The sequence below is a fragment of the Corynebacterium sanguinis genome (assembly GCF_007641235.1).
Taxonomy (GTDB): domain Bacteria; phylum Actinomycetota; class Actinomycetes; order Mycobacteriales; family Mycobacteriaceae; genus Corynebacterium; species Corynebacterium sanguinis.
Genome location: NZ_CP038157.1, coordinates 888,716 through 909,946, shown reverse-complemented (window position 1 = coordinate 909,946; position 21,231 = coordinate 888,716). Strand labels below are relative to the sequence as shown.

At 64.6% G+C, this 21,231-nt stretch carries 24 protein-coding genes; 9 read left to right on the top strand and 15 right to left on the bottom strand.

From position 1 onward, the window contains the following. Positions 1-51: 51 nt before the first annotated feature. Complete coding sequence (locus E3227_RS04530; protein ID WP_170228627.1) at positions 52-846, bottom strand: PspA/IM30 family protein; 795 nt, start codon at positions 844-846, stop codon at positions 52-54. Between the two features lie 109 nt (positions 847-955). Further along, positions 956-1,327, bottom strand: coding sequence for a thioredoxin (trxA, locus tag E3227_RS04525; protein WP_144317692.1), 372 nt, complete (start codon positions 1,325-1,327; stop codon positions 956-958). A 139-nt stretch (positions 1,328-1,466) separates the two neighbouring features. Between trxA and E3227_RS04520 the strand changes: the two genes are divergently transcribed. The 3 genes from E3227_RS04520 to E3227_RS04510 all read left to right on the top strand — a co-directional run bounded on the left by E3227_RS04520 (position 1,467) and on the right by E3227_RS04510 (position 5,369). Beyond that, positions 1,467-1,667, top strand: a complete 201-nt coding sequence (locus tag E3227_RS04520; RefSeq protein WP_006841241.1) for a heavy-metal-associated domain-containing protein — start codon at positions 1,467-1,469, stop codon at positions 1,665-1,667. Between the two features lie 39 nt (positions 1,668-1,706). Next, positions 1,707-3,965, top strand: a complete 2,259-nt coding sequence (locus E3227_RS04515) for a heavy metal translocating P-type ATPase (RefSeq protein WP_144317691.1) — start codon at positions 1,707-1,709, stop codon at positions 3,963-3,965. Positions 3,966-4,034: 69 nt separating this feature from the next. Continuing rightward, entirely contained in the window at positions 4,035-5,369 is a 1,335-nt protein-coding gene (locus E3227_RS04510; protein ID WP_144317690.1) for an MFS transporter, read from the top strand. On the opposite strand, the gene E3227_RS04505 is transcribed toward E3227_RS04510, so the two are convergent. Next, the gene (locus E3227_RS04505) at positions 5,366-5,557 is read right to left on the bottom strand and encodes a hypothetical protein (RefSeq protein WP_136649656.1); all 192 of its coding nucleotides are present in this window, start codon (positions 5,555-5,557) and stop codon (positions 5,366-5,368) included. The two genes, E3227_RS04510 and E3227_RS04505, sit on opposite strands and share 4 nt — an antisense overlap. Positions 5,558-5,653: 96 nt before the next feature. Beyond that, positions 5,654-7,144, bottom strand: a complete 1,491-nt coding sequence (gene dnaB, locus E3227_RS04500) for a replicative DNA helicase (protein WP_136649657.1) — start codon at positions 7,142-7,144, stop codon at positions 5,654-5,656. Positions 7,145-7,602: 458 nt separating this feature from the next. On the opposite strand from dnaB, the gene E3227_RS04495 reads away from it, so the two are divergent. The 3 genes from E3227_RS04495 to E3227_RS04485 are packed head-to-tail and all read left to right on the top strand — an operon-like array spanning position 7,603 to position 10,091. Further along, positions 7,603-8,652, top strand: coding sequence for an NAD(P)-dependent alcohol dehydrogenase (locus tag E3227_RS04495; RefSeq protein ID WP_136649658.1), 1,050 nt, complete (start codon positions 7,603-7,605; stop codon positions 8,650-8,652). Between the two features lie 24 nt (positions 8,653-8,676). Next, positions 8,677-9,375, top strand: a complete 699-nt coding sequence (locus E3227_RS04490) for an AAA family ATPase (RefSeq protein ID WP_136649659.1) — start codon at positions 8,677-8,679, stop codon at positions 9,373-9,375. Then, complete coding sequence (locus tag E3227_RS04485) at positions 9,372-10,091, top strand: AAA family ATPase (protein ID WP_136649660.1); 720 nt, start codon at positions 9,372-9,374, stop codon at positions 10,089-10,091. The genes E3227_RS04490 and E3227_RS04485 overlap by 4 nt, the downstream gene beginning before the upstream one ends. Before the next feature lie 99 nt (positions 10,092-10,190). Here E3227_RS04485 and rplI read toward each other — a convergent pair whose 3' ends face one another. From rplI to E3227_RS11525, 8 genes are all read right to left on the bottom strand, one after another. Continuing rightward, positions 10,191-10,643 carry a 50S ribosomal protein L9 gene (rplI, locus tag E3227_RS04480; protein WP_136649661.1) on the bottom strand — a complete coding sequence of 151 codons (453 nt, stop codon included), beginning with the start codon at positions 10,641-10,643 and terminating at the stop codon, positions 10,191-10,193. Between the two features lie 57 nt (positions 10,644-10,700). Beyond that, positions 10,701-11,303: a single-stranded DNA-binding protein gene (locus E3227_RS04475; RefSeq protein ID WP_144317689.1), complete on the bottom strand. Its 603-nt coding sequence runs from the start codon at positions 11,301-11,303 to the stop codon at positions 10,701-10,703. Between the two features lie 52 nt (positions 11,304-11,355). Beyond that, positions 11,356-11,643 carry a 30S ribosomal protein S6 gene (gene rpsF / locus E3227_RS04470; RefSeq protein WP_186309930.1) on the bottom strand — a complete coding sequence of 96 codons (288 nt, stop codon included), beginning with the start codon at positions 11,641-11,643 and terminating at the stop codon, positions 11,356-11,358. 133 nt (positions 11,644-11,776) lie between these two features. After that, complete coding sequence (locus E3227_RS04465) at positions 11,777-12,190, bottom strand: hypothetical protein (protein ID WP_144317687.1); 414 nt, start codon at positions 12,188-12,190, stop codon at positions 11,777-11,779. Between the two features lie 54 nt (positions 12,191-12,244). Next, entirely contained in the window at positions 12,245-12,442 is a 198-nt protein-coding gene (locus E3227_RS04460) for a hypothetical protein (RefSeq protein ID WP_136649665.1), read from the bottom strand. Then, positions 12,439-13,797, bottom strand: a complete 1,359-nt coding sequence (locus tag E3227_RS04455) for a glycosyltransferase family 87 protein (RefSeq protein ID WP_246062777.1) — start codon at positions 13,795-13,797, stop codon at positions 12,439-12,441. Before E3227_RS04455 ends, E3227_RS04460 begins: the two co-directional genes overlap by 4 nt. A gap of 138 nt (positions 13,798-13,935) precedes the next feature. Further along, complete coding sequence (locus E3227_RS04450) at positions 13,936-16,170, bottom strand: transglycosylase domain-containing protein (RefSeq protein ID WP_144317685.1); 2,235 nt, start codon at positions 16,168-16,170, stop codon at positions 13,936-13,938. A gap of 111 nt (positions 16,171-16,281) precedes the next feature. Continuing rightward, the gene (locus E3227_RS11525) at positions 16,282-16,653 is read right to left on the bottom strand and encodes a DUF5318 family protein (RefSeq protein WP_144318592.1); all 372 of its coding nucleotides are present in this window, start codon (positions 16,651-16,653) and stop codon (positions 16,282-16,284) included. Between the two features lie 67 nt (positions 16,654-16,720). Between E3227_RS11525 and E3227_RS04440 the strand changes: the two genes are divergently transcribed. Genes E3227_RS04440 through E3227_RS04430 form a run of 3 tightly spaced genes read left to right on the top strand, consistent with a single transcriptional unit; the run spans position 16,721 to position 18,726 of the window. Beyond that, complete coding sequence (locus E3227_RS04440) at positions 16,721-17,212, top strand: MarR family winged helix-turn-helix transcriptional regulator (RefSeq protein WP_144317684.1); 492 nt, start codon at positions 16,721-16,723, stop codon at positions 17,210-17,212. A gap of 49 nt (positions 17,213-17,261) precedes the next feature. Beyond that, the gene (locus E3227_RS04435; protein WP_144317683.1) at positions 17,262-18,230 is read left to right on the top strand and encodes a universal stress protein; all 969 of its coding nucleotides are present in this window, start codon (positions 17,262-17,264) and stop codon (positions 18,228-18,230) included. Positions 18,231-18,240: 10 nt separating this feature from the next. Continuing rightward, the gene (locus E3227_RS04430; RefSeq protein ID WP_144317682.1) at positions 18,241-18,726 is read left to right on the top strand and encodes a hypothetical protein; all 486 of its coding nucleotides are present in this window, start codon (positions 18,241-18,243) and stop codon (positions 18,724-18,726) included. Here E3227_RS04430 and trhO read toward each other — a convergent pair. Genes trhO through E3227_RS04415 form a run of 3 tightly spaced genes read right to left on the bottom strand, consistent with a single transcriptional unit; the run spans position 18,723 to position 21,219 of the window. Beyond that, positions 18,723-19,610, bottom strand: a complete 888-nt coding sequence (gene trhO / locus E3227_RS04425; protein ID WP_144317681.1) for an oxygen-dependent tRNA uridine(34) hydroxylase TrhO — start codon at positions 19,608-19,610, stop codon at positions 18,723-18,725. The two genes, E3227_RS04430 and trhO, sit on opposite strands and share 4 nt — an antisense overlap. Before the next feature lie 29 nt (positions 19,611-19,639). After that, the gene (locus tag E3227_RS04420) at positions 19,640-20,485 is read right to left on the bottom strand and encodes a 3-hydroxyacyl-CoA dehydrogenase (protein WP_246062771.1); all 846 of its coding nucleotides are present in this window, start codon (positions 20,483-20,485) and stop codon (positions 19,640-19,642) included. Positions 20,486-20,523: 38 nt separating this feature from the next. Beyond that, on the bottom strand, positions 20,524-21,219 hold the full coding sequence (locus tag E3227_RS04415) for a PIG-L deacetylase family protein (RefSeq protein ID WP_144317679.1): 696 nt from the start codon (positions 21,217-21,219) through the stop codon (positions 20,524-20,526). Positions 21,220-21,231: the final 12 nt, after the last annotated feature.

Sequence of the window (21,231 nt, the reverse complement as noted above, 5' to 3'; positions counted from 1 at the left end):
ACGAAAAAGCGGGTCTGACGGAAGAAATCACCGCCAGGCCCGCTTTTCGCTCTATTTCGGCTCGTCGCCCTTTTCGACGTCGCCCTTATCGGCATCAACTTCGTCCGCTGGCGCCTCGATCTCCGGCGTGCCCATAGAGGCGCGGATTTCTGCGAGACGGCTGGAGGCGGCGATGTCGCTGCCGGCGGATTCGATTTCCGCGACGCGATCCGTCATGGAGCCCTTCGCCAGCTCCTGGGCGCCGAGCGCGTCCGCGTAACGACGCTCAATCTTGTCGCGCACCCCATCGAGCGTCGGCACGTTATCGCTGCCGCCGAACTGGTTCATCGAATCCATGGCGGAGACGGTCTGCTCCTGCATCTTCGCCTGGTTCAGCTGCGACTCAAGCTGCGAAACCTGTCCTAGCTGCTCCTGGAGCCGCGCCTCCGATTCCTTCTGCTTCTGCTGCGCCTCGGACGCGGCCTGCTCGGCGGCGGCGTGGGCCTGCTTCGTCTGCTCCAGATCCTGCTCGACGGAAACCAGCTGGGAGGCGATGACCTCCGCGGTGTCGTTGTACTGCTGGGCCTTCTCGGCGTCACCCTCGGCGGATGCCTTGTCCGCAGCCTGAAGCGCGGTGCGCGCCTTCTGCTGCAGGTCCTCCTGAGATTTGAGCAGGCGTTCAAGCTTCATCTGCAGCTGGTTGCGGTTGCCGATAATGTTCGCCGCGTGCTGGCTCAGCTCCGCGTGCTGCTTCTTCGCACCCTCGACGGCCTGCTGGATCTGGACCTTCGGATCCGCGTTCTCATCAATCTTGGTGTCGAAGGACTGCATCAAGTACTTCCAGCCCTTGCTGAACGGGTTTGCCATGGCTATCAATCCTTTCATCGGTAGCTAACAGGGTCCTAGTCTACGCAAAAAAGCGCACCCACCACGTTGTCGGTGGGTGCGCTCGGGCTTGCAGGTGGCCGCTTGGCAGTTACGCCTGATTGATGTTCTGCTCGGCGATCTGGCGGCGGACCTCGTCCATATCAAGAGCCTGCACCTGGCTGACAAGGTCCTCGAACGCTGCCGGGGGCAGAGCACCGGACTGGCGGAAGACCATGATGCCGTCACGAAACGCCATCAGGGTGGGGATCGCCTGGATCTCCAGCGCTGCCGCGATCTGCGGGTTTGCCTCAGTGTCCAGCTTGGCAAAGGTGGCGTCCGGGTGCGCCTCGGAGACCTTCTCGAAGGTCGGGGCGAACGCCTTGCAGGGCCCGCACCATTCCGCCCACGCGTCGACGATAACGGTTCCCTCAGCGGAAACGGTCTGCTCGAAAGTGTCCTCGGTGACGTCGATGGTTGCCATGAAAGTGTCTCCTTAAAAGGTTGGTTTGTCTGAACGTGTCAGTTCACTTGGTTCCAACCCTAACAACCTCGTCGGTATTCCCGGTTACCATGGCAGTCACGTAACACCGATGCAGGATCAGCGAAAGGGTTTAAGAGCAATGGCAGTTCGCCAGTTCAACGTAGAGGGAATGACCTGTGGCCACTGCGAGGCCAGCGTTAAGGAAGAAGTGCTTGAGGTCGCCGGCGTCACCGGCGCCACGGTGGATCACTCCACCGGGGTGCTCGAGGTGACGGGCGAGGGTTTTTCTGCGGAGGAGATCTCCAAGGCCGTGCACGAGGCCGGGTATTCGCTGGCCTAGTCCTTGAGTCATACCCCCCAGGGGTATAGGGTAAGTGGTATGACCGCCCCGAATCTCCCAGCCCTCGAGCACCTCCAGCTCGGCGTAACAGGCATGACCTGCACGTCGTGCTCCTCGCGCGTGCAGCGCAAGCTGAACAAGCTCGACGGCGTCGAGGCGACAGTCAACTACTCCACCGAAACCGCCACGGTCGACTTCGACCCCTCCAAGGCCGATACGGAGACGCTGATCAGCACCATCCGCGGCGCAGGCTACGACGCGTTCGCGATGAGCGCCGAGGCGAGCTCCGATGAGGTCGAGGGGGCGTCGTCAAGCGATGCCCGCGATGACGCGCGCGAGCGCTCGGCGGCCCAGCTGCGGTTTACCGTGATTTGGTGCGCGATCATCTCGCTGCCGGTGATGCTCGTCTCCATGATCCCGGCCTGGCAGTTTCTCAACTGGCAGTGGGCGGCGCTTGCCGCGACAACGCTGGTGTTTTTCGCAGGTGGCGCGGTCTTCCACCGCAACACCCTGATCAACCTGCGCCACGGCACGACGACAATGGACACGCTGATCACGCTCGGCACCTCGGCGGCGTACCTGTGGTCGGTGTGGGCGCTTTTCATCGGCAACGCCGGCGAGCCCGGGATGACCATGGAGATGAGCCTGCTTCCGGGCGAGGCGCACTCGGCGATGGACGAGATTTACTTAGAGACCGTCTGCGTTGTCATCACGTTCCTCCTGCTCGGGCGGTGGTTCGAGGTCAGGGCGAAGGGGCGGTCCTCGCAGGCGCTGCGCGACCTTCTGAGCATGGGCGCAAAGGAAGCGGCCGTGCTCAAAGACGGCGCTGAGGTGCGTATCCCCGCCGACCAGCTCGCCGTCGGCGACCGCTTCGTGGTCCGGCCCGGCGAGAAGATTCCCACGGACGGCCGGGTCATTTCCGGGCGCTCGGCCGTGGACGAATCCATGCTCACCGGCGAATCCGTCCCCGTTGAGGTCGCCGAGGGCGACGCCGTCACCGGGGCCACCGTCAACACGTCCGGGCGCCTCATCGTCGAGGCGACCCGCGTCGGCTCGGAGACGGTGCTCGCGCACATCGCCAAGCTTGTCACCGACGCCCAGGCCGGCAAGGCCCCGGTCGAGCGGCTCGTTGATCGCATCTCGCGCGTCTTCATACCCACGGTCATCGCCATCGCCGTGATCTCGCTGATCGTCCACCTCGTTGCCGGCCGCGACACGGTGGAGGCCTTCACCGCCGCGGTGGCCGTGCTCATCATCGCCTGCCCCTGCGCGCTCGGCCTGGCCACGCCCACGGCGATCCTCGTCGGCACCGGCCGCGGTGCTCAGCTGGGCCTGCTGATCAAGGGCCCCGAGGTGTTGGAATCCACCCGCCAGGTGGACACCATCGTGCTGGATAAAACTGGCACGATCACCACCGGCGACATGGGGCTGGACCGCGTCACCGCCGCACCTGGGTGGGAGGAAGCGGATGTGCTCTCGCTCGCCGCGGCGGTGGAGGCGGGCTCCGAGCACCCCATCGCCCGCGCGATTGTCGACGCCGCCAGCAACGTGCCCGTGGCGACGTCGTTTAGCAACGAGGCTGGGTACGGGGTGAGCGCACGTATCGATGCCCGCACCGTGCGCGTAGGACGCCCCGCCAGCGCGCTGGGCACCCTGGATCCGGCGTTTCGCGCCGCGCAAGAAGCGGGGGCAACCGCCGTGGTCGTCGAGGTTGACGGGGACATTGCCGGGATTATCTCGGTGCGCGACACCGTCAAGCCCAGCTCCGCCGCCGCGATCGCGCAGTTGCGCGAGCTCGGCTTAGAGCCGCACATGCTCACCGGTGACAACGCCGGCGCTGCCCGCGCCGTGGCCGCGGAGGTCGGCATCGCCCCCGGCTCCGTGACCGCCGGAGTGATGCCAGAGGGCAAGGTCACCGCCGTCAAGGAGCTCCAAGACGCCGGACGGCGCGTGGCTATGGTGGGCGACGGCGTCAACGACGCGGCGGCGCTCGCACAAGCCGACCTCGGCCTGTCCATGGGCGCCGGGGCCGACGTGGCGATCGAGGCCTCCGACATCACCGTCATGCACGACTCGCTCGTCGCCATCGTCGACGCCATCAGGCTTTCCCGGCGCACACTGGGCACGATCAAGGGCAACCTCTTCTGGGCGTTCGCCTACAACGTGGTGCTCATCCCCGTCGCCGCGGCCGGGTTCCTCAACCCGATGCTCGCTGGAATCGCGATGGCGTTTTCCTCCGTGTTCGTCGTGGCAAACTCGCTGCGCTTGCGCACCTTCCGCTCTGTATCGGTCAAGTAGCGCCCGGCAGGCTTTAAGCGTGAGCGACAGACTCAGGGACTGCCCCGTGCGCGTGTAGCATGACCGTCTGTGAGTTCAACGACCCCAGACCACGCTACCCCGGCCGACGTGACGCGCGCTGAGCGGCTCGACCGCCTGCCCGTCACGCCAAAGCACCGACGCCTGCTGTTCGGATCCGGCATCGGCTGGGCGCTCGACGCGATGGACATCGGGTTAGTTTCCTTCATCATCGCAGCACTTGCCGTGCACTGGGACCTAGACAGGACCACGACGTCGTGGATCGCGTCCATCGGCTTCATCGGGATGGCCATCGGTGCCACCCTCGGGGGCCTGCTCGCTGACAAGTTTGGGCGTCGCCAAGTTTTCGCCGCAACCCTGCTCATCTACGGCATCGCTACGGGTGCGTCCGCCCTCGCCACATCGGTGGGCGTGCTTATGGTGTTGCGCTTCGTTGTCGGGCTCGGCCTCGGCGGGGAACTGCCCGTGGCCTCGACGCTGGTCAGCGAGTTCTCACCGCGGCGCGTGCGCGGACGCATGGTGGTGTTGCTCGAGGCCTTCTGGGCCGTGGGCTGGATCGCCGCAGCGATCATCGGCACCTTCGTCGTCGCCCGCGGGGAAGACGGCTGGCGCTGGGGCCTCGCCTTGGGCGCGGTCCCCGCGGTCTACGCCATCGTCGTGCGCCTGGGCCTGCCAGAGTCCGTCCGGTTCCTCGAGTCGCGCGGTCGCCACGACGAGGCGGAAGCTACCGTTCAGTCTTTCGAAGCGCAGACCACGCCCGAACACTACGACACCGCGCCCGCCACCGCCCCGGAGACGGTGCACGGTGGGATCTGGGGCCCGACGCTGCGCGGGCGCACCCTGTCGTTCTGGATCGTCTGGTTCTGCGTCTCGCTCGCCTACTACGGCGCGTTCATCTGGATCCCCTCGCTCCTGGTAGCGCAGGGCTTCACCCTAGTGAAATCCTTCACCTTCACGCTGATCATCACCATCGCCCAGCTACCCGGCTACGCTGCCGCTGCCTGGCTGATCGAAGTGTGGGGACGACGCAAAACGCTGGCAGGGTTCCTTGCAGGCTCGGCGGTCTCGGCGGTGCTCTACGGGCTCGCATCAGCCGAGTGGCAGATCATCGCCGCCGGCTGCATGCTATCGTTCTTCAACCTCGGCGCTTGGGGCGCGCTCTACGCCATCGGCCCGGAGCTCTACCCCACGGCGGTACGCGCCACGGGCACCGGCGCAGGCGCCGCCTTCGGGCGCATCGGTTCGATCATTGCCCCCCTGATCGTTCCGCTGCTTTTAGATTTCCGCGGGCCGATCGCGGTGTTCAGCGTGTTCGCGGCGGCGTTTGCGATCGCGTGCGTCGCGGCTTTTACGCTGCCGGAGCAGCGCGGCCGAGCGTTGAACTAGCTGAACAGGCCCTTGAGACGCTTGCCCAGGCCACGGCGGCTCGGCACGGCCTCATCGAGCGCGTCGATGTCACGGGGCAAGTTGTAGAGCACCGTGGAGTTGCCGGTGTCGGCCACCGTGATGGCGTCGTCGAGGCTAGCGACCGTGCGCGCGCACGGTTCGGAGGCGTTGATGCGGCGCACAGTCATTGCTTTCTCCTTCGCGTGAGTTCTTCTTGTAGAACACTTGTAGGACTCCGAGAATAATCCAGTTCCCCGCCCCTGTCACCGCAGGTTAGCCTTTGCTTAGTAGCCCGATGACCCCACCACGCCCGAGGCCATGTTGACGAACCTGGAGTAGTGGAGCTGGTGCGCCACCGTGATCGTGGCAATCGGCCCGCCGCGGTGCTTGGCCACGATGATGTCGGCTTCGCCCTGGCGCTCGTCGTCAGGCGATTGCGAGTCGGGCCGGTAGAGCAGGAACACCATGTCCGCGTCCTGCTCGAGCGAGCCAGATTCGCGCAGGTCCGCGAGCTGGGGGCGCTTATCCGTGCGCGCCTCCGGGCCGCGGTTGAGCTGCGAGATCGCGATCACGGGGACCTCAAGTTCTTTTGCTAGCAGCTTGAGCTGTCGGGAGAACTCTGAAACCTCCTGCTGGCGCGACTCCACCTTGCGCCCGGAGCTCATCAGCTGCAGGTAGTCCAGCACGACGAGGTCAAGGCCGTGCTGCTGTTTCAACTTGCGGGCTTTGGTGCGGATCTCCATCATCGTCAGGTTCGGGGAGTCGTCGATAAACAGCGGGGCATCCTGGATCTCGGAAAGCCGGGTGGTCAGCTTCTCCCAGTGGGCTTCCTCCATCCGCCCGGAACGCATGGCGGCCAGCGGGATTTCGGTCTCCGCGGACAGCATGCGCATGATTATCTCGGAGGCGCTCATCTCCAGAGAGAAGATCACGGACGTCTTGCCCTGGTTGATCGAGCAGGAACGCATGAAGTCCAGCGCCAGGGTTGACTTACCCACGCCGGGGCGCGCGGCGACGATCACCATCTGCCCTCCGTGCAAGCCGTTGGTCAGCTCGTCGAGGTCGATGAAGCCGGTGGGCACGCCCAGCTCCAGCCCGCCCCCGCTGGCGATCGAGGTCAGCTCGTCGATCGTCGGCTTCAGCAGGTCGGAGAGCACGCGATAGTCCGCGGAGGCTTCCTTGCGGGACACGTTGAAGATCTCCTGCTGGGCGCGGTCGACGAGGGCTTCGACCTCCATGCCCTCCTCGCCCTCGTAGCCGAGCTGGACGACGTTCGTACCAGCGTTGACCAGCTGCCGCAGCAGCGACTTCTCGGCGACAATTTCGGCATAGTAGCGGGCGTTCGCCGCCGTGGGCACCTCGGAGATCAAGGTGTGCAGGTAGGGTGCGCCGCCGACGCGCTCGAGCTGGTTGAGCCTGTCGAGCTGCCCCGCGACAATGAGGACGTCGACGTTGGCGCCGCCTGAGAAGAGCTGCAGGATTGCGCTGAAAATCAGCTGGTGGGAGGGGAAGTAGAAGTCCTCGGCCCGCAGCTCGTTGGAGACTTCGATGATGGTGTCGGGGCTGAGCAGCATCGCGCCGATCACGCCGCGCTCGGCGCGCTCATCGTGCGGCGGCTGACGGTACTCGCGCAGGTCATCGCGCGAGCGGTTGAAGTTCGACCCGCCGCGGTAACGGCTTGACCCGCTGCGGGAAGAATCCGCGACATCGTCTTCGGGCTCTGGGGGAACCACGTAATCATCGTCGAAGCTCGCGGCCCCGTCACCTGCTGCCATCGCGCACCTTCCCTACCGTTTGGTTGAACCGGCCCTGATCTTACAGGCCGCCTCCGACGCCCCTGACCGCGTTCGGGCCCAGACATTTAGTTATCCACAGGGTCTGTGCACAAACTACCCGTCGGACGGGTCGGGATCCACACCTAGGCACAACACCTGTGGACAACGTGTGGATAGACCGCAGCCTATCCTGCGGTTTCTTCCCAAACGCGCACGTTAAACGTTTTATATTCACCGTGCTACGGGAGTGCGGTAATAGTGGATAACCCCGTCCACCTGCTGGTTTGACAGAGCGTTGAAAAGCAGCTAACTGCCCTGAAGCGAGTGCGCGATGGGCGCTTATCCACAGGTTTTCGGGCTGGGGCAGCCATTGAGAACAACCGCTTTCACCTGCGGTTTTTCGGTAGCCTGGCAAGTGGGCAAAAGATTTTGTCCACAAACACAGACAGGAGCCAGACATGAAAGCCGTCCGCCACATCGGGTACCACACCTTCCCCGAATTTAAAGACGTAGACAAGCCCACCCCGGGCCCCGGAGAGGTCCTGTTGAAGGTCGCCGGCGCAGGAGCCTGTCACTCCGACGTGGCCATCTTCAACGAGTTCGACGAGGGCCTTAACCCGCAGATGGACCCGGAATTCACCCTTGGGCACGAGAACACCGGCTGGGCCGAGGAGCTCGGCGAGGGTGTTGCCGGCATCGAGCTCGGCGCCGCCTACCTCGTCTACGGCCCCGTTGGCTGCGGCATCTGCCGCGCCTGCACCCGCGGCCAGGACACCTACTGCGAGAACGCGGCCGAAATGGACTACGCCGGAATCGGCCTCGGGCGCGACGGCGGCATGGCCGAGTACGTCGTCGTCCCGGCGCGCAACCTCGTGCCGCTCGGCGACGCCGACCCGATTAACGCCGCGCCGCTTGCCGACGCTGCGCTGACGCCCTACCACGCCATCAAGCTCGCCTTGCCGCACCTCAACGGCGGTGGAAAGTACGCGCTCGTCATCGGCCTCGGCGGCCTGGGGTTGATCGGCGTGCAGATCCTTAAGGCACTCACCGGCGCCACCATCATCGCCACCGATATGAAGGAAGACGCGATGGCACAGGCTGAGAAGCGCGGCGCCATCCCCGTTGCTGGTGGCGAGGGCCAGGTCGAGCGGATCCGTGAGATCACGGGCGGCAATGGCGTCAACGCCGCGTTCGACTTCGTCGGCATCGGCGCGACCGTGACCACGGCGATGCGCTCGGTGGCGCGCCAGGGACGCGTCACCATCGTCGGCATCGGCAACCAATCGCCCTACGAGTGGGCGTTTCTGAGCACGCCGTACGAGGCGGAGCTGGTGAACACCTACTGGGGCACCGTCGAGGAGCTCCACGAAGTCGTGGATATGTACAAGGCGGGCCAGATCGAGCCGCAGGTGACCACCTACCCGCTGGATAAAGCGCTCGAGGCCTACCAGGCGCTGGTGGACGGCGAGATCTCCGGCCGCGCCGTGATCGTCCCGCACGCCGAGTAAGCCACGCGCCCTACAATGGGCCCCATGTTTGTGGACAAGGTACGCATCGCCGGCGAGCCCGGCGGCTACCTGTCCTCGCTCGATGTGGTGCGCTCGCTTATCGACGCCCCCTTGCAGCTGACCACCCCCATCACCATCATCACCGGTGAGAACGGCGCTGGGAAATCCACCCTCATCGAGGCAATCGCGGCAGCGGTGGGGGCCAACCCGGAGGGCGGGTCGCGCAACGCGCGGTTTTCCAGCGTGTCGAACTCCGTCTCCTCCCTCTGGGAGCACCTGGTGATCACCCGGTCACGAAACCCCAAGGACGTCTACTTCCTGCGCGGTGAGACCTACGCGCAGCTTGCGGAATATCACGCATCGCTTGCTGGCGACCCGCTTTCTAAAATCACCCGGCTCAGCCACGGGCAGGGGCTGATGGAGATCTTCCGCAACCGCTTCGGCCCGGAATCCCTGCTCATCCTCGACGAGCCCGAGGACGGGTTGTCCGTGTTCGCCCAGCTCGAGCTGCTCGGCATGGTGTACCACCTCGCAGCGTCGGGCGCGCAGATCCTCATGTCGACCCACTCGCCTGTGCTGCTCGGCATTCCCGGCGCGAGCCTGCGCGAAGTCGGCCCCGGGGGCATCACCTCCGCCGTTTTCGACGAAACCGAGGCCGTGCGCGCGTGGGAGGAATTCATCGCCGACCCCGTCGGCACAGCGAAGTTCATGGTGCAGCCATGAGCGACGGCCCCTTCATTCGGGCGCTGTGCATGCGCGCCGACCCCATAGCGCCACCCTGGCTCTTCGACGCCGCCGCCGTCCGGCACCTGCGCGAGCGTGGGCGCCTCGAGCTATCGCACCCCATCACGGTGATCACCGGCGACAACGGCGTGGGCAAGTCCACGCTGCTCAACGCCATTGCGCGCGGATACGGCTTCGACGTAACCGGCGGCGCCTACGGCGACGGGCTGCCCGGCGAGCGCGACGTGCTCTTTCACGCGGTGCGCGTCGAATGCTCGACGAGGCCCAAGCAGGGCTACTTCCTGCGCGGGGACATGCACTTTGCCCAGGCAACCAGGCTCGGCAGCGACGGCCCGGGAGTGAAAAACCTGCACCACATGTCGCACGGTGAATCCATCCTGGAGATGGTCCAAGCCTTCATCCCCGACGGGGTGTACTTGCTCGACGAGCCCGAGGCGGGCCTGTCCGCCGTGCGTCAGCTCGCGCTGCTGTCTTACCTGCACGCCCTGGCTGAGCAGGGTGCGCAGATCATCGTGGTCACCCACTCGCCCATCCTGCTGGCCATCCCGGGCGCGCACCTGATCGAGATCAAGCACGACGAGCTTGTCGACGGCGCCGAGCTCGAACGCACCGACGCGCTGCGCGCCATGCGAGATTGGCTGGCGGACCCGGTCGGTGTGGCCCAGTTCATGATTGACGTCACGGCGGCGTCGTAAAGCAAAAAAGCGCGGGCCCCACTCCTCACAAGTGGGACCCGCGCTTAAAATGCTGTTGTCGTTGGACCGCTGGTTGGGCGGTCGTCGTCAAGCTGCGTGCTAGGCGCTGACGACCTCGAAGTTCACCTTGCCCTCCACGTCATCGTGGAGCTTGACCTTGACCTGGTAGCCACCGGTCTTGGTCACAAGACCCTTCGGCACCTCGATGCGGCGCTTGTCCAGGTCCGGGCCGCCGGCAGCCTTAACTGCGTCGGCGATGTCGGCGGGCTGCACGGAACCGAACAGCTTGCCGGCCTCGGAGGTACGAACCTTGACCTGCACGCCGGTGAGCTGGTCGAGGGTGTCGCGCAGCTCCTTCGCGTGGTCCAGGTCGCGCACCTGGCGGGCAGCCTGTGCGCGCTTGATGTCTTCGATCTGCTTCTCTGCGCCGCGGGTGGCGGGGATAGCCAATCCGCGCGGAAGCAGGAAGTTGCGTCCGTAGCCGCCCTTGACCTCGACGATATCGCCGGGCTCGCCAAGCTTGTCAACGGCAGCGGTGAGGATCAGTTTCATGAATCCTAACCTTCCTAAAGTTGAAAATGGGGATGTGTGTAAACGGGGTTCAAGCGTTTAGAACGGGGGCTCGTCGTCCATCCCACCGAAGCCACCTGCCGGCGGCGCGGAGTTCCACGGATCATTCTGCGGCGGCTGGTTGCCGCCCCTGTTGGCCTGGCCCTGCTGGGAGTTCCCGCCGGAGAAACCGCCTTGGTTTCCACCCTGGTTGCCGCCTTGATTTCCGCCGCCGAAGCCTCCTTGGTTGCCGCCGCCCTGGTTGCCGCCGCCGTATCCGCCGGAGCCGCCCTCACGCGGTGTCCGGTTGACGCTAGCTGTCGCGTACTTCAGGGAGGGGCCGACCTCGTCGACTTCGACCTCGAAAACGGTACGGTTTTCGCCCTCGCGGGTCTGGTAGGAACGCTGCTTCAGGCGGCCGTTGACAATCACGCGCATGCCCTTGGTCAGGGACTCGGCGACGTTTTCGGCTGCTTGACGCCAGACGTTGCAGGTCAAGAACAGCGCCTCGCCGTCCTCCCACTGGTTTGTGTCACGGTTGTACGTGCGCGGGGTGGACGCGATGCGGAAGTTTGCCACTGCGGCACCGCTGGGGGTGAAGCGTAGTTCCGGGTCGGCAACAAGGTTGCCGACAACGGTGATGGGGGTGTCTCCCTGCGCCATGTTCTTGAGCCTTTCGAAGAAGTGACTGTTTGGGTAACGAGCCTATCCGCTCTTACTTGTCGGTGCGCAGAACCTTCGTGCGCATGACACCTTCGTTGAGGTTCAGAACGCGGTCGAGCTCTGCAACTGTCTCGGCAGAGCAGTCGAGGTCAACGACGGCGTAGACGCCCTCTTCCTTCTTGTTGATCGGGTAGGCAAGACGGCGCTTACCCCACACATCAACTCTTTCAACCGTGCCGTTGTCCTTGCGGACGATCTCCAGGAACTTATCCAGGGACGGGGCAACGGTGCGTTCATCCTGCTGCGGATCGAGGATAATCATTACTTCGTAGTGACGCACGGACCTCATCACCTCCTATGGTCTGTTTATGGTTTCGGCCATCGCCGATTAGCGATGGCAGGAGGGTCGTTGCGTCAAGCAACCCCCCCAGCCTACAACACGCAGGTGGAGGGGCAAAATGCGTAACGACGCCCTAACGGTCGACGTTGGTCACCGTTCCATCGGGCAGGATATAGATCTCGATGCCCTGGAACTCGATCTCGTAGTAGCCGTCGTCGTCGTAGTCGACCTCGACGCCAGCCTCGTTGTTGTTCGCGGCCTGCAGGACGCGGTCAACCTCGGCTTCGGTCACGCCTTCGTCGGCAAGCTCCTGGCGAGCCTCGTCCGTGTAGCCGGAAACGCTCGCGGGAAGCTGCGCGGCGCGCTGCTCGGCAGCCTGGTTGCTGTCCGCGCCGGCCGGGGTGGCGGGCGCCGGGGAGGAGACGACCTCGGTGTTCTGCTCCGGGGTGGCGGTCACGGTGACCGTGGAGTCCTCAGCGGGCGTGCCGCACGCGACGAGCGCGGCGGAGGCGACGGTGGCAAGTGCTGCTGTGAAAGTGCGTTTCATTGGTGTCCTCTTTCTCTCGGGGGCACGTTCATCAACCCCCCTTATGTATAAACTCTAGTAAATACCAGGATTGGGGGCGGCGACGAACACCGCGAGGATCACCGGAATAACCGTGACGAAGACGAAAGCGGCGATGCCCAGGCCCACCGCGAGCCCGGTGCGACGGCCCTTTACTACCGCCAGAAACGCGGCTGCGATCAGGGCGAATCCGATCACGATGGACGCGATGCCGAGAACAGTTGGTGTGGTCACGATGCCACCTTCTCACGGTCCCACTGCTCTGGCGTCGTCAAGAGCGGGTCGTGCCCGTTGTGTGCCTCGAGGACCTTGTCGCGGCGCCGGCCCAGCATCTGCATCACGACAAGCACCATCATCGCGATGATCAGTCCGTCTCGGGCGAGGACGACGATGTTGAGGAACTCCCCAGGCAGGCCCTTGTTATCGGTGCCGAGCATGTGCCACATGAGGATCGGCCAGACCAGCATGTCCACCGTCATCCACGTCGCCAGCAACCGCCAGTGCGGCAGGGCAAGCACCGCCGGCACGACCAGCCACAGCGAGTACTGCGGGCTCCACACCTTGTTGAACAGCAGGAAGAACGCGACGGTGAGAAACAGGATCTGCGCCACCCGGGGATCACGCGGGGCGAGCAGCCCGATCACTGCGGTGGCGACGCACCCGGCGATAAAAAGCACCAGCGTCACGGTGTTGAGGATGGTGGGAGTGCCGTCGCCCGAATCGAACCCAGACCAGCCGAACGCCCGCGAGGCGACGGCGTAGATGGTGGTCCATTCCCAGGAGCGCTCGGTGTTGAGGCGCTGGAACTCGCCCCACGCGTCGGGGTTGCGCAGGTACACGGGCAGGTTCACCACGACCCAGCTCACAACCGCCGCGGTGATCATCTTCGCCAACGGCACCCACTGCCGCTTACGTATTGCGAGGACCAAGTAGGCGCCAAGGACGAACAGGGGCCACAGCTTAAACGCGGTGCCGAACCCGATGAGCGCCCCGGCCAGCCAGAACCTCTTATTGCGGGCGGCGAGCAGCGCCGCGACGAGGAAGAAGATCGACGGGATGTCCCAGTTGGTAAACGCGTGCATGATCACCAGCGGGGAGGCGGCGACGAGCAGGGTGTCCCACACTCGGTTGCCGGCGAGCTCCGCGACGATGCGGGCCGTGATCACCCAGATCACCGCCAAGACCAGCGCCGTGAGGTAGAAGTACCAGCCAGCCTCGGGCAAAACGCGCTGGGCAATGAAGTAGGTGGTGCGCGCGATAAACCCCATGATGTTCTGGAAAATACCGGCGAGCACGGGGTACTCCATGTAGCGCGTTAAGTCGCCCTCGGTCCAGGAAAAGTCGTAAACAAACCCGGGTTGATCGAGGCCGCGCCCAGCGTACAAGGGGACGATGTCGTTGTAACAAAACGAGGTGTACTGGCGGTTTCCACTCCAGTTGAGCTCGAGCCCCCCTGACTCGCCCGGTCGACCCCAGGCGCAGTTTGCCTTCGCCAGCGCGGCGAACCCGAGAAAGACCCAGGCGACGGCCACGATAGCGCGCAGCGGCGACCAAAACTGCGCCCGGCCGAGCGGCGTGTGAGCACCCATCGGCCCGCCGAGAAACCCCACCCAACCGTGGGCGAGGGGTTCACTGCGCCCAGGTTGGACGCGGCCATCAGGCAAGGGCCAGCGACCCCGAGAGGGCGTACGGGTTGTGGTTTGTGTCTGGTATCCCACGGTGCGGCGCTACCCCAGGACGTCGTTGAGGAAGTCCTGGACCGGTTCCGGTAGGGCGGGCGGCGGCGGCAACGGCGCCGGCGCGGGTGCGGGTGCGGGAGCCGGCTCGGGCGCCGGTGCTGGGGCGGGGGCGGGCGCGGGTGCAGGGGCCCGCTGGACCGCTCCCCCGCCAGTGCCGTAACCAGAGCCATAGCCGCTGGAACTACCACCCGACCAGCGGGAGCCACCTAGGCCCACGCCGCCGCTGTACGGGTTAATGCCCCAGTACACCGGCGTGGCTTCGGGGAAGTCGACAACCTCACGGTTTTGCAGCGCGGAATCCATGACGTCTTTCCAGATCTTTGCTGGAGTGTTGGAGCCGTACATGTTGCCGCCCCACTCGTTGAAGATCGCCGAGGTGTTGTCGGCGGTACCGACCCAGACTGCGGTCGCCAGCTGCGGGGTCGCGCCAACCATCCAGGCGTCCTTGTTGTTGCCGGTGTCACCCAGCTGGGCGGTGCCGGTCTTCGCAGCGGCCGGACGGCCGCCAGCCAGGGTGGCGTTTGAGTAACCCACGACGGTCTGCAGCGCCTCGTTGACGTTGTCCGCCACCTGCTGCGCCACGCCACGCTCCACATAGCTGTTGTCCATCTCAAACAGCACGTCGCCCTGCGCGTCCACGACGCGCTCGACAAAGTAGGTCGGGTGGTGCGAACCGCGGTTCGCCAGCGTCGCCATCGCCGTCGCCATGTCGAGCACGCGCGACTGGTACTGGCCCAGCACGATGCCCTCGTACGGCTGGCCGCCGTTTTCGCGCAGCGTCACCGGAATACCCGGGATGGAACGAGCGACACCGAGCGCGTGGGCCATATCGGCGGTGTCCTGGGTGGTGTTGTCCAGCTCGTCTTGGATACGCAGGTAGGCGGTATTGGATGAGGTCCGAGTCGCCTCAGTCATGGAGATGATTCCCCCGCCGCCGCCGTGCCAGTTGGTAACAACGTTGTTGCCCGGCAGGGTCACCGGCGAGGAATCGAAGGTGGCCGTCAGCGGGATGCCCTGCTGCAACGCCGCGGCGAGCGCGAAGATCTTAAACGTCGAACCGGTCTGCAACCCGGCGTTGGCGTAGTCCCAACCGCTGGGGTCGTCGCCGCCGTAGTAAGCACGCACCGCACCGGTAGCCGGTTCGATCGAGACTAGGGCCGCGCGGGCGTCGTCCTGCAAGCTGGCAAGCCGGTCGCGGGAGACCTGTTCTGCCTGGGCCTGGATCGCGGCGTCAATCGTGGTGGTGATCTGCAGGCCTCGGTTGGTCACATCGTCTTCGGTGATGCCGATCTCTTTCAGCTCTTCCATCACCTGGTTCTTGATCAGGCCGTTCGCGCCGGTGGCCTCGGTGTAAGCAGAGTAGGTCGCGGGATCGCGGGTCCGAGGGTACTCCAAGGTGGCGCGCTCCTGGGGCATCATCTCCCCCATCTCGACCATGCCGTCCATCACGTAGTTCCAGCGGGACTCGGCACCCTCGGGGTTGTTCCAGGGGTCGAGTTGGCTCGGAAGCTGAATGGATGCGGCGAGAACACCCGCCTCTTCGACGGTGAGCTCGCTCGCCGGCTTGTCAAAGAAGGCGTGCGCAGCCGCCTCGATGCCGTAGGCGTTGCGTCCGAAGTAGACCGTATTCAGGTAGGCGGCGAGGATGTCCTCTTTCTCCCACTGGTTGGTCATCTTGATGGAGTAAACAAGTTCTTTGGCCTTGCGCTCGTAGGAATGCTCGTTGCCCACTAGGGCGTTTTTCACGTACTGCTGGGTAATGGTGGAGCCGCCGCCAGCGGACGAGTTGCCGGTGAGCTGGCCAATCGCGGCGCGGGCGAAGCCTGTGAACGAGAAGCCGGAGTTGGTCCAGAAGTCACGGTCCTCGGCGGCGAGGACGGCGTTCTGCACGTGCTCGGGAACTTCCTCCAGCGGGATCTGCACGCGGTTGCCTTCCGCGGGCACCGTGCGCGCAAGCTCGGTAACCCCGTCGGAGAAGTAGATCGTCGAGATCTGGGCGGTGTCGATCTCCCCGGGCTGGGGGATGTCGACCTTCGCGTACTGCCACGCGAACCAGGTGGCCGGAATCGCCGCGAGCAGCAGCACAAAGAGAAGAGCTGCGAGGAGCCACTGCTGTGTGCGGGAGCGCTTAATGCTATCGAGCGATACTCGACGGCTCGATCCGGCCTTGACGTCGCCCTCGTTGCCAGTTCCCCCGGTCACACCATCTTCGATTTTTGACACGTGAATTCCCTGCGCGTTTCCTCCCTCATGCGCCCGTGGTGCAGACGAATGGGGGAACTTACCTTGAACCGTTTATTTGTTAGGGGACAGATTACTGGCTTTGTCGCCAAATCACATTACTGGGAAAGCTGTGACTTCCCTCAGCAGGTGGTTCCAGCGGCAGTGCGGGCACACTTCCACAACGTGGACAGACACCGGGCCGACCTCGCTGACGATGCGATCGATCTCCTCCGAACTGCGCGCGGTCCCAGACCTGCGACCCAAGTTTTCGCCGTGAATCCATTTCACTTCGCGCATATCTCTAGCGCAGATGGGGCACGGACGCGCGGCATCGACACCGTGGTGCTCGGCAGCGGCACGCAGCAGAAAGTCGGCGTCACAGACCTCCTCAAGCGTCAAACGCCCTGCCGCATAATCTTTGAGTATTGTGCGCCGGCGCCACTCGTGAGATACTTCTCGGCTATAGACGAACACGCTTTTCATCGTACTCGGCGGGAGAAGTGTTACGATCTCCACATAATTGGTTTCCCCTACATAAACTGAGGAACGTATGGCACAAAACGACTCTGCGGAGAACGACGACCAAAACACACTGGACGCGTACGACATTGCCGAGCGAATCCGCCCCGCTATGACGAGCTTGTACATCATGTACTTCCGCAACTCACAGCAGTCCGACCTCACCGGGCCCCAGCTGTCCATTATGACCAGGCTCAAAGAGGGCGGGCCGAGCCGCATCAACCGTCTCGCCGAGTCCGAGGGCGTGCGCATGCCTACTGCCTCGAACACCGTGAACCAGCTGGAGAAGCGCGGGCTCGTCCGGCGCAACCGCGACGAGGCAGACCGCCGTGGCGTGAGCGTCGAGCTCACCGCCGAGGGGGAGGCGGAGCTGCTCCGCGTGGGTGATGAGCGCACCAAGTACCTCAGCGAGATGCTGAGTTCCCTTCCGGAAGAACACCTGCGCAAGCTCGACGAGCTCGCAGACATTGTCAACATTCTGGCCGAGAACTACGTTAACGGGCCAAATTCGGGTTCTGATTAACCCCCACCTATGATGAAGGTCACCTTTACTTCAACTCAAGGTCACCTTCATGTCACTGACGCCCAATCCACCGCAAGGTTCGTGGACTGTTGACTCCGACAGTCCACTGCGTGTCATCGCTGGGTGGAGCGACAAAGACACCGAGGCACTTCAGCTCGCCAATTGGATAGGCAATTCCGTTCCCATCACCGTCCAGGTTGTTGCACCTTCGCCGGCTACGTGGAAGGCTCCTGGAGCGCCCAACGGTAAGAAATTTCGCAAGTGGTTGCAACGCGAGAAAGATAAGTTTTCCGACCGGGCCCACTCAGCTCTTAAAGCGACTGTCGCCAGGCAACAGTGGGCGGATGTGCCGGTGCGCATGGCGGCGTCGTCAAGCGATAGCTCCTCGCTGATCGAGGTCGCGCGCGACTTTGGCGCCGATGTCGTCGTGCTCGGCTCGCGCTCGGCAAGGCCGAAGGGCACCTTCCTCGTCTCCACAGTCGCCGATTCGCTTCTCGACGCCAACTCCCTGCCTCTGGTCGTGGCCCCGCGCCACCCGAAGCTGTCCAGAAAGGGCATCACCCGCATCACGTACGTCTACCTCGGCTACGACGGCTTCGACTACCCCGCTGGCCTGCAGCAGGCGGCGCGGATCGCGGCGCGCCTCGGGGTGCCCATCCGGCTGCTCGCCATGTCGCCTGACAACCTCTCGGGCGCGGATTTCGACGCCAACATCAACACCCCGAGCGACTCCGCCGAGTGGTATGAAGCCGCCCTCGGGCACCTCGATGTGGCCCGCGACACCGTCTTCGAGGCAGCGTCGCAGGCGCCGGGGGCGACCGTGGTCGAGGTCGACGTCGCCGTCGACCATGGGTGGAAGCGCGCGATGCACTCCGTGAAGTGGAAGAAGGGCGACCTGGCCTGCTTCGCTTTCCGGCGCCAAAGCCAGTTCAAACGCGTCTTCTTCTCCGGCCCCACGTCGGAGTTTCTGCGGCACTGCCCCGCCCCCTCCCTTATTTTTCCGCCGTCGACTGCGTAAGGTCGTACCCATGAAGGACGAGGACTACGTGGAGCACCCGGAGAATTTCCCCTCTTCCCCCACTGATCGCTACAACCGCGTGCGGCCCGAGCCGCGCTCGTTCGACGAGCTCGCGGCGGGGCCTGACCCGGTCGCGGTGAAGGAGCGCAACAGGGCGTCGACACGCCAGGCGATTTTTTACGCCGCGGGGGTCGTGATTGCGACCTTCGCCGTCGCTTTCGTGTTGGCGCTGATCTCGCGCCTGCAAGGCGGCCCGCTTTGCGACGCCGGGCAGGCAACGTGGCTGTGCACCCCGAGCTGGCGCATGTGGTGGGCGCTCGGCTCCTCCGTCGTCCCGATCGCGGGGCTGCTCGGGTGCGCGGTGATTATGGTGCGCAAGCTCAACCGCTACGAGCGCTGGGTGCCGTGGATGGGCGTGTTCTGGCTGCCGATCGTGCCCTTCACCATGTGGTGGCTGACGGTGACCGTCGGCATTATTGCGCTCGATTCGGCCTAGGTACTAGCGCTGCAGTTTTCGCAGTAGGGATTCTCCGCGCGGCAGGCCTCGCAGCTTAGGTACTGGCTGCGGCAGTCCGGCTCGGCGGCGCAGTTGTAGAACTGATTGGTCGGCTCCGCGCAGTGCCCACAGTGGCCGAGCTGCACGTACGCCGGGTCGTCGGGGGCGCCGAACTCGGTGTGCATCCGCTTGTCAAAAACATAGAGGGAACCTTCCCATAGGCCGGTGTTGCCGTACTTCTCGCCGTAGCGGACGATGCCGCCGTCGATTTGGTACACCTCCTTGAACCCGCGGTTGACCATGAGGCTCGATAGGATCTCGCAGCGAATCCCGCCGGTGCAGTAGGACACCACCGGCTTATCCTTCATCCAGTCGTACTTGCCGGAGTCAAGTTCGTTAATGAAATCGTGGGTGGTCTCCACGTCCGGCACGACGGCGTTTTTAAACCGGCCGATCTCCGCCTCACGGGCGTTGCGCCCGTCGAAGAAGACGACCTCGTCGCCGCGCTGCGCGACCAGCTCGTTGACCTCCTCCGGCGCGAGGTGTTTACCCCCGCCGACGACGCCGCGGGAGTCGACCTTCAGCTCCCCCGGCACGCCGAAGGCCACGATCTCATCGCGCGCCTTGACGCTGAGCTTAGGGAAGTCCTCCTTGCCCCCCTCGGACCACTTGAACTCAATGCCGCGGAAGTACTCCTTGGTCTTGCGCGCGTACGCCTTGCAGGCATCAATGTCGCCGCCGACCGTGCCGTTGATCCCATCCTTGGAAATGATGATCCGCCCGTGCAGACCCAACCCCGCGCACAGGTCCCGCTGCCACAGCCGAACCGCCTCAGGGTCGGCGATGGGCTGGAACTTGTAGTACAGGAGGATCTTGCTGGTCATGACTTTGGAGTCTAAACCCGCACGCGGACTTAGCGCGAAACGCGGTTGCCCTCCTCGTCGTAGGCGAAGAACCCCTGGCCGGATTCCTTACCGATGCGCCCTTCAGCGATCATTTCCTCCAAAATCTTGTGGAATGCGCTCTCTGAGGCGCTGGGGTTGGGCTTGAGCGAGCCGACGGCGTGAACCGTGCGCAGCCCCACCATGTCCATGATCTCGAAGGGCCCCATCGGCGCACCCGTGGAGTTTCGCCAGTTCTTATCGACGTCCTCCGGCGAGGCAACGCCGTTGGCAAGCAGGTACTGCGCCGCGTTCAAAAAAGGCACGAGAAGCGTGTTGAGTACGTAGCCGGGTTGTTCCTTCTGCAGCTTGACCGGCAGCATCTTAATGTCGGTGGCGAAGCGCTCGAGGATGTCGACGTACTTCGGATCGGTCCCGGCGTGCGGCATGATCTCCGCGGTGTTGTTCAACCAGATGTGGTTGGCAAAGTGCAGGGCGAGGAAGCGCTCGGGGTGCCCCGTCGCGTCGGCGAATTCGCTCGGCAACAGGGTGGAGGTGTTAGTGGCCAAGATGGTGTGCTCGCCCGCGGCGGCGCCCGCCTTGGACCACACGTCGCGCTTGATCTCGAGGTTTTCCGGGACGGCCTCGATGATCAAGTCGGCGTTCGCCGCGGCTGCTTCGATGTCGGTGGTTTGGGTTAAGCGTGCTCGCCCTGCGGCGAGGTCGTCGGCGCTGACGTCGTCAAGCTCGCGCACCATCTGGGCGCCGAAGGTATCGAAGCGCTTCGCGGCGCTCGCGCACGCTTCGTCGTTGATATCCCACGCGGCGACTTCGAACCCGCGCACGGATGTGACCAGCGCAATTTGGGCTCCGAGCACGCCGGAGCCGAGAACCGTGACCTTGTTGATCTCCGTGCCTACAAATCGTAGACCGCAAACGCGATCGCGTCATCCACTCCGAGGAATTCCCCGCCGCCACGGGCAGCACCCCCGACGATCTCCTCCGGCGCCGGGTGGTCCGGCAGCGCGCGCAGGTAGTCGCGATGCTGGGTGAGGCTGGCGACGCCGCGTTGCAGGTCGCCCTCGCCGATGCGTACCGCGCAGTTCGGCTCGGCCGGGTTGGCGATCAGCAGCTTCGTCGCCTGGTGCTTCTCGCCGAGCTCGGGGTAGAGCCACTCGTTGGCGGCGTCGCGCGCGGCGTCGATGGTGGCCAGGCCCGTGACGCGGTGGTCGGCCTGGTTGATGCCCCAGGGAGCGAACACGTCGAAGTTCTGCGTCAGAAGCACCGTGGGCTTCAGGCGGCGGATGTGCGCTGCGATCGCCTTGCGCAGCTCGAGGGTGTGCTCAAGCAGGCCGTCGGTGAACTCGAGCAGGGTCAAGTCGCCGACACCTACCTGGTCGCAGGCGTCGCGCTGCTCCTTCGCGCGCACCCGGGCAGTCTCCTGCGGGTCAAGGCCAGAGATCCCGGCCTCGCCGTGGGTGAGCAGCAGGTAGTTGACCTCCACCCCTTCGGAGGTCCACTTCGCCACGGCCGCCGAGGTGCCGTATTCCATGTCGTCGGGGTGGGCAACGACGGCGAGCACGCTGTCGGTGGGCTCGAGCTTCAGTTCCATAGGCCCGAGCCT

Excerpts from the sequence above, each read along its gene's own strand:
- dnaB (WP_136649657.1), bottom strand. The coding sequence starts at position 7,144 with ATGGCAGCAGGTGACGGGGCCGCGAGCTTCGACGATGATTACGTGGTT.
- E3227_RS04490 (WP_136649659.1), top strand. The coding sequence starts at position 8,677 with ATGTTTGTGGACAAGGTACGCATCGCCGGCGAGCCCGGCGGCTACCTG.
- E3227_RS04435 (WP_144317683.1), top strand. The coding sequence starts at position 17,262 with ATGTCACTGACGCCCAATCCACCGCAAGGTTCGTGGACTGTTGACTCC.
- E3227_RS04430 (WP_144317682.1), top strand. The coding sequence starts at position 18,241 with ATGAAGGACGAGGACTACGTGGAGCACCCGGAGAATTTCCCCTCTTCC.
- rplI (WP_136649661.1), bottom strand. The coding sequence starts at position 10,643 with ATGAAACTGATCCTCACCGCTGCCGTTGACAAGCTTGGCGAGCCCGGC.
- E3227_RS04415 (WP_144317679.1), bottom strand. The coding sequence starts at position 21,219 with ATGGAACTGAAGCTCGAGCCCACCGACAGCGTGCTCGCCGTCGTTGCC.
- E3227_RS04485 (WP_136649660.1), top strand. The coding sequence starts at position 9,372 with ATGAGCGACGGCCCCTTCATTCGGGCGCTGTGCATGCGCGCCGACCCC.
- trxA (WP_144317692.1), bottom strand. The coding sequence starts at position 1,327 with ATGGCAACCATCGACGTCACCGAGGACACTTTCGAGCAGACCGTTTCC.
- E3227_RS04455 (WP_246062777.1), bottom strand. The coding sequence starts at position 13,797 with ATGGGTGCTCACACGCCGCTCGGCCGGGCGCAGTTTTGGTCGCCGCTG.
- E3227_RS04475 (WP_144317689.1), bottom strand. The coding sequence starts at position 11,303 with ATGGCGCAGGGAGACACCCCCATCACCGTTGTCGGCAACCTTGTTGCC.
- E3227_RS04440 (WP_144317684.1), top strand. The coding sequence starts at position 16,721 with ATGGCACAAAACGACTCTGCGGAGAACGACGACCAAAACACACTGGAC.
- E3227_RS04515 (WP_144317691.1), top strand. The coding sequence starts at position 1,707 with ATGACCGCCCCGAATCTCCCAGCCCTCGAGCACCTCCAGCTCGGCGTA.
- E3227_RS04505 (WP_136649656.1), bottom strand. The coding sequence starts at position 5,557 with ATGACTGTGCGCCGCATCAACGCCTCCGAACCGTGCGCGCGCACGGTC.
- E3227_RS04530 (WP_170228627.1), bottom strand. The coding sequence starts at position 846 with ATGGCAAACCCGTTCAGCAAGGGCTGGAAGTACTTGATGCAGTCCTTC.
- E3227_RS04465 (WP_144317687.1), bottom strand. The coding sequence starts at position 12,190 with ATGAAACGCACTTTCACAGCAGCACTTGCCACCGTCGCCTCCGCCGCG.
- E3227_RS04520 (WP_006841241.1), top strand. The coding sequence starts at position 1,467 with ATGGCAGTTCGCCAGTTCAACGTAGAGGGAATGACCTGTGGCCACTGC.
- E3227_RS11525 (WP_144318592.1), bottom strand. The coding sequence starts at position 16,653 with ATGAAAAGCGTGTTCGTCTATAGCCGAGAAGTATCTCACGAGTGGCGC.
- E3227_RS04495 (WP_136649658.1), top strand. The coding sequence starts at position 7,603 with ATGAAAGCCGTCCGCCACATCGGGTACCACACCTTCCCCGAATTTAAA.
- trhO (WP_144317681.1), bottom strand. The coding sequence starts at position 19,610 with ATGACCAGCAAGATCCTCCTGTACTACAAGTTCCAGCCCATCGCCGAC.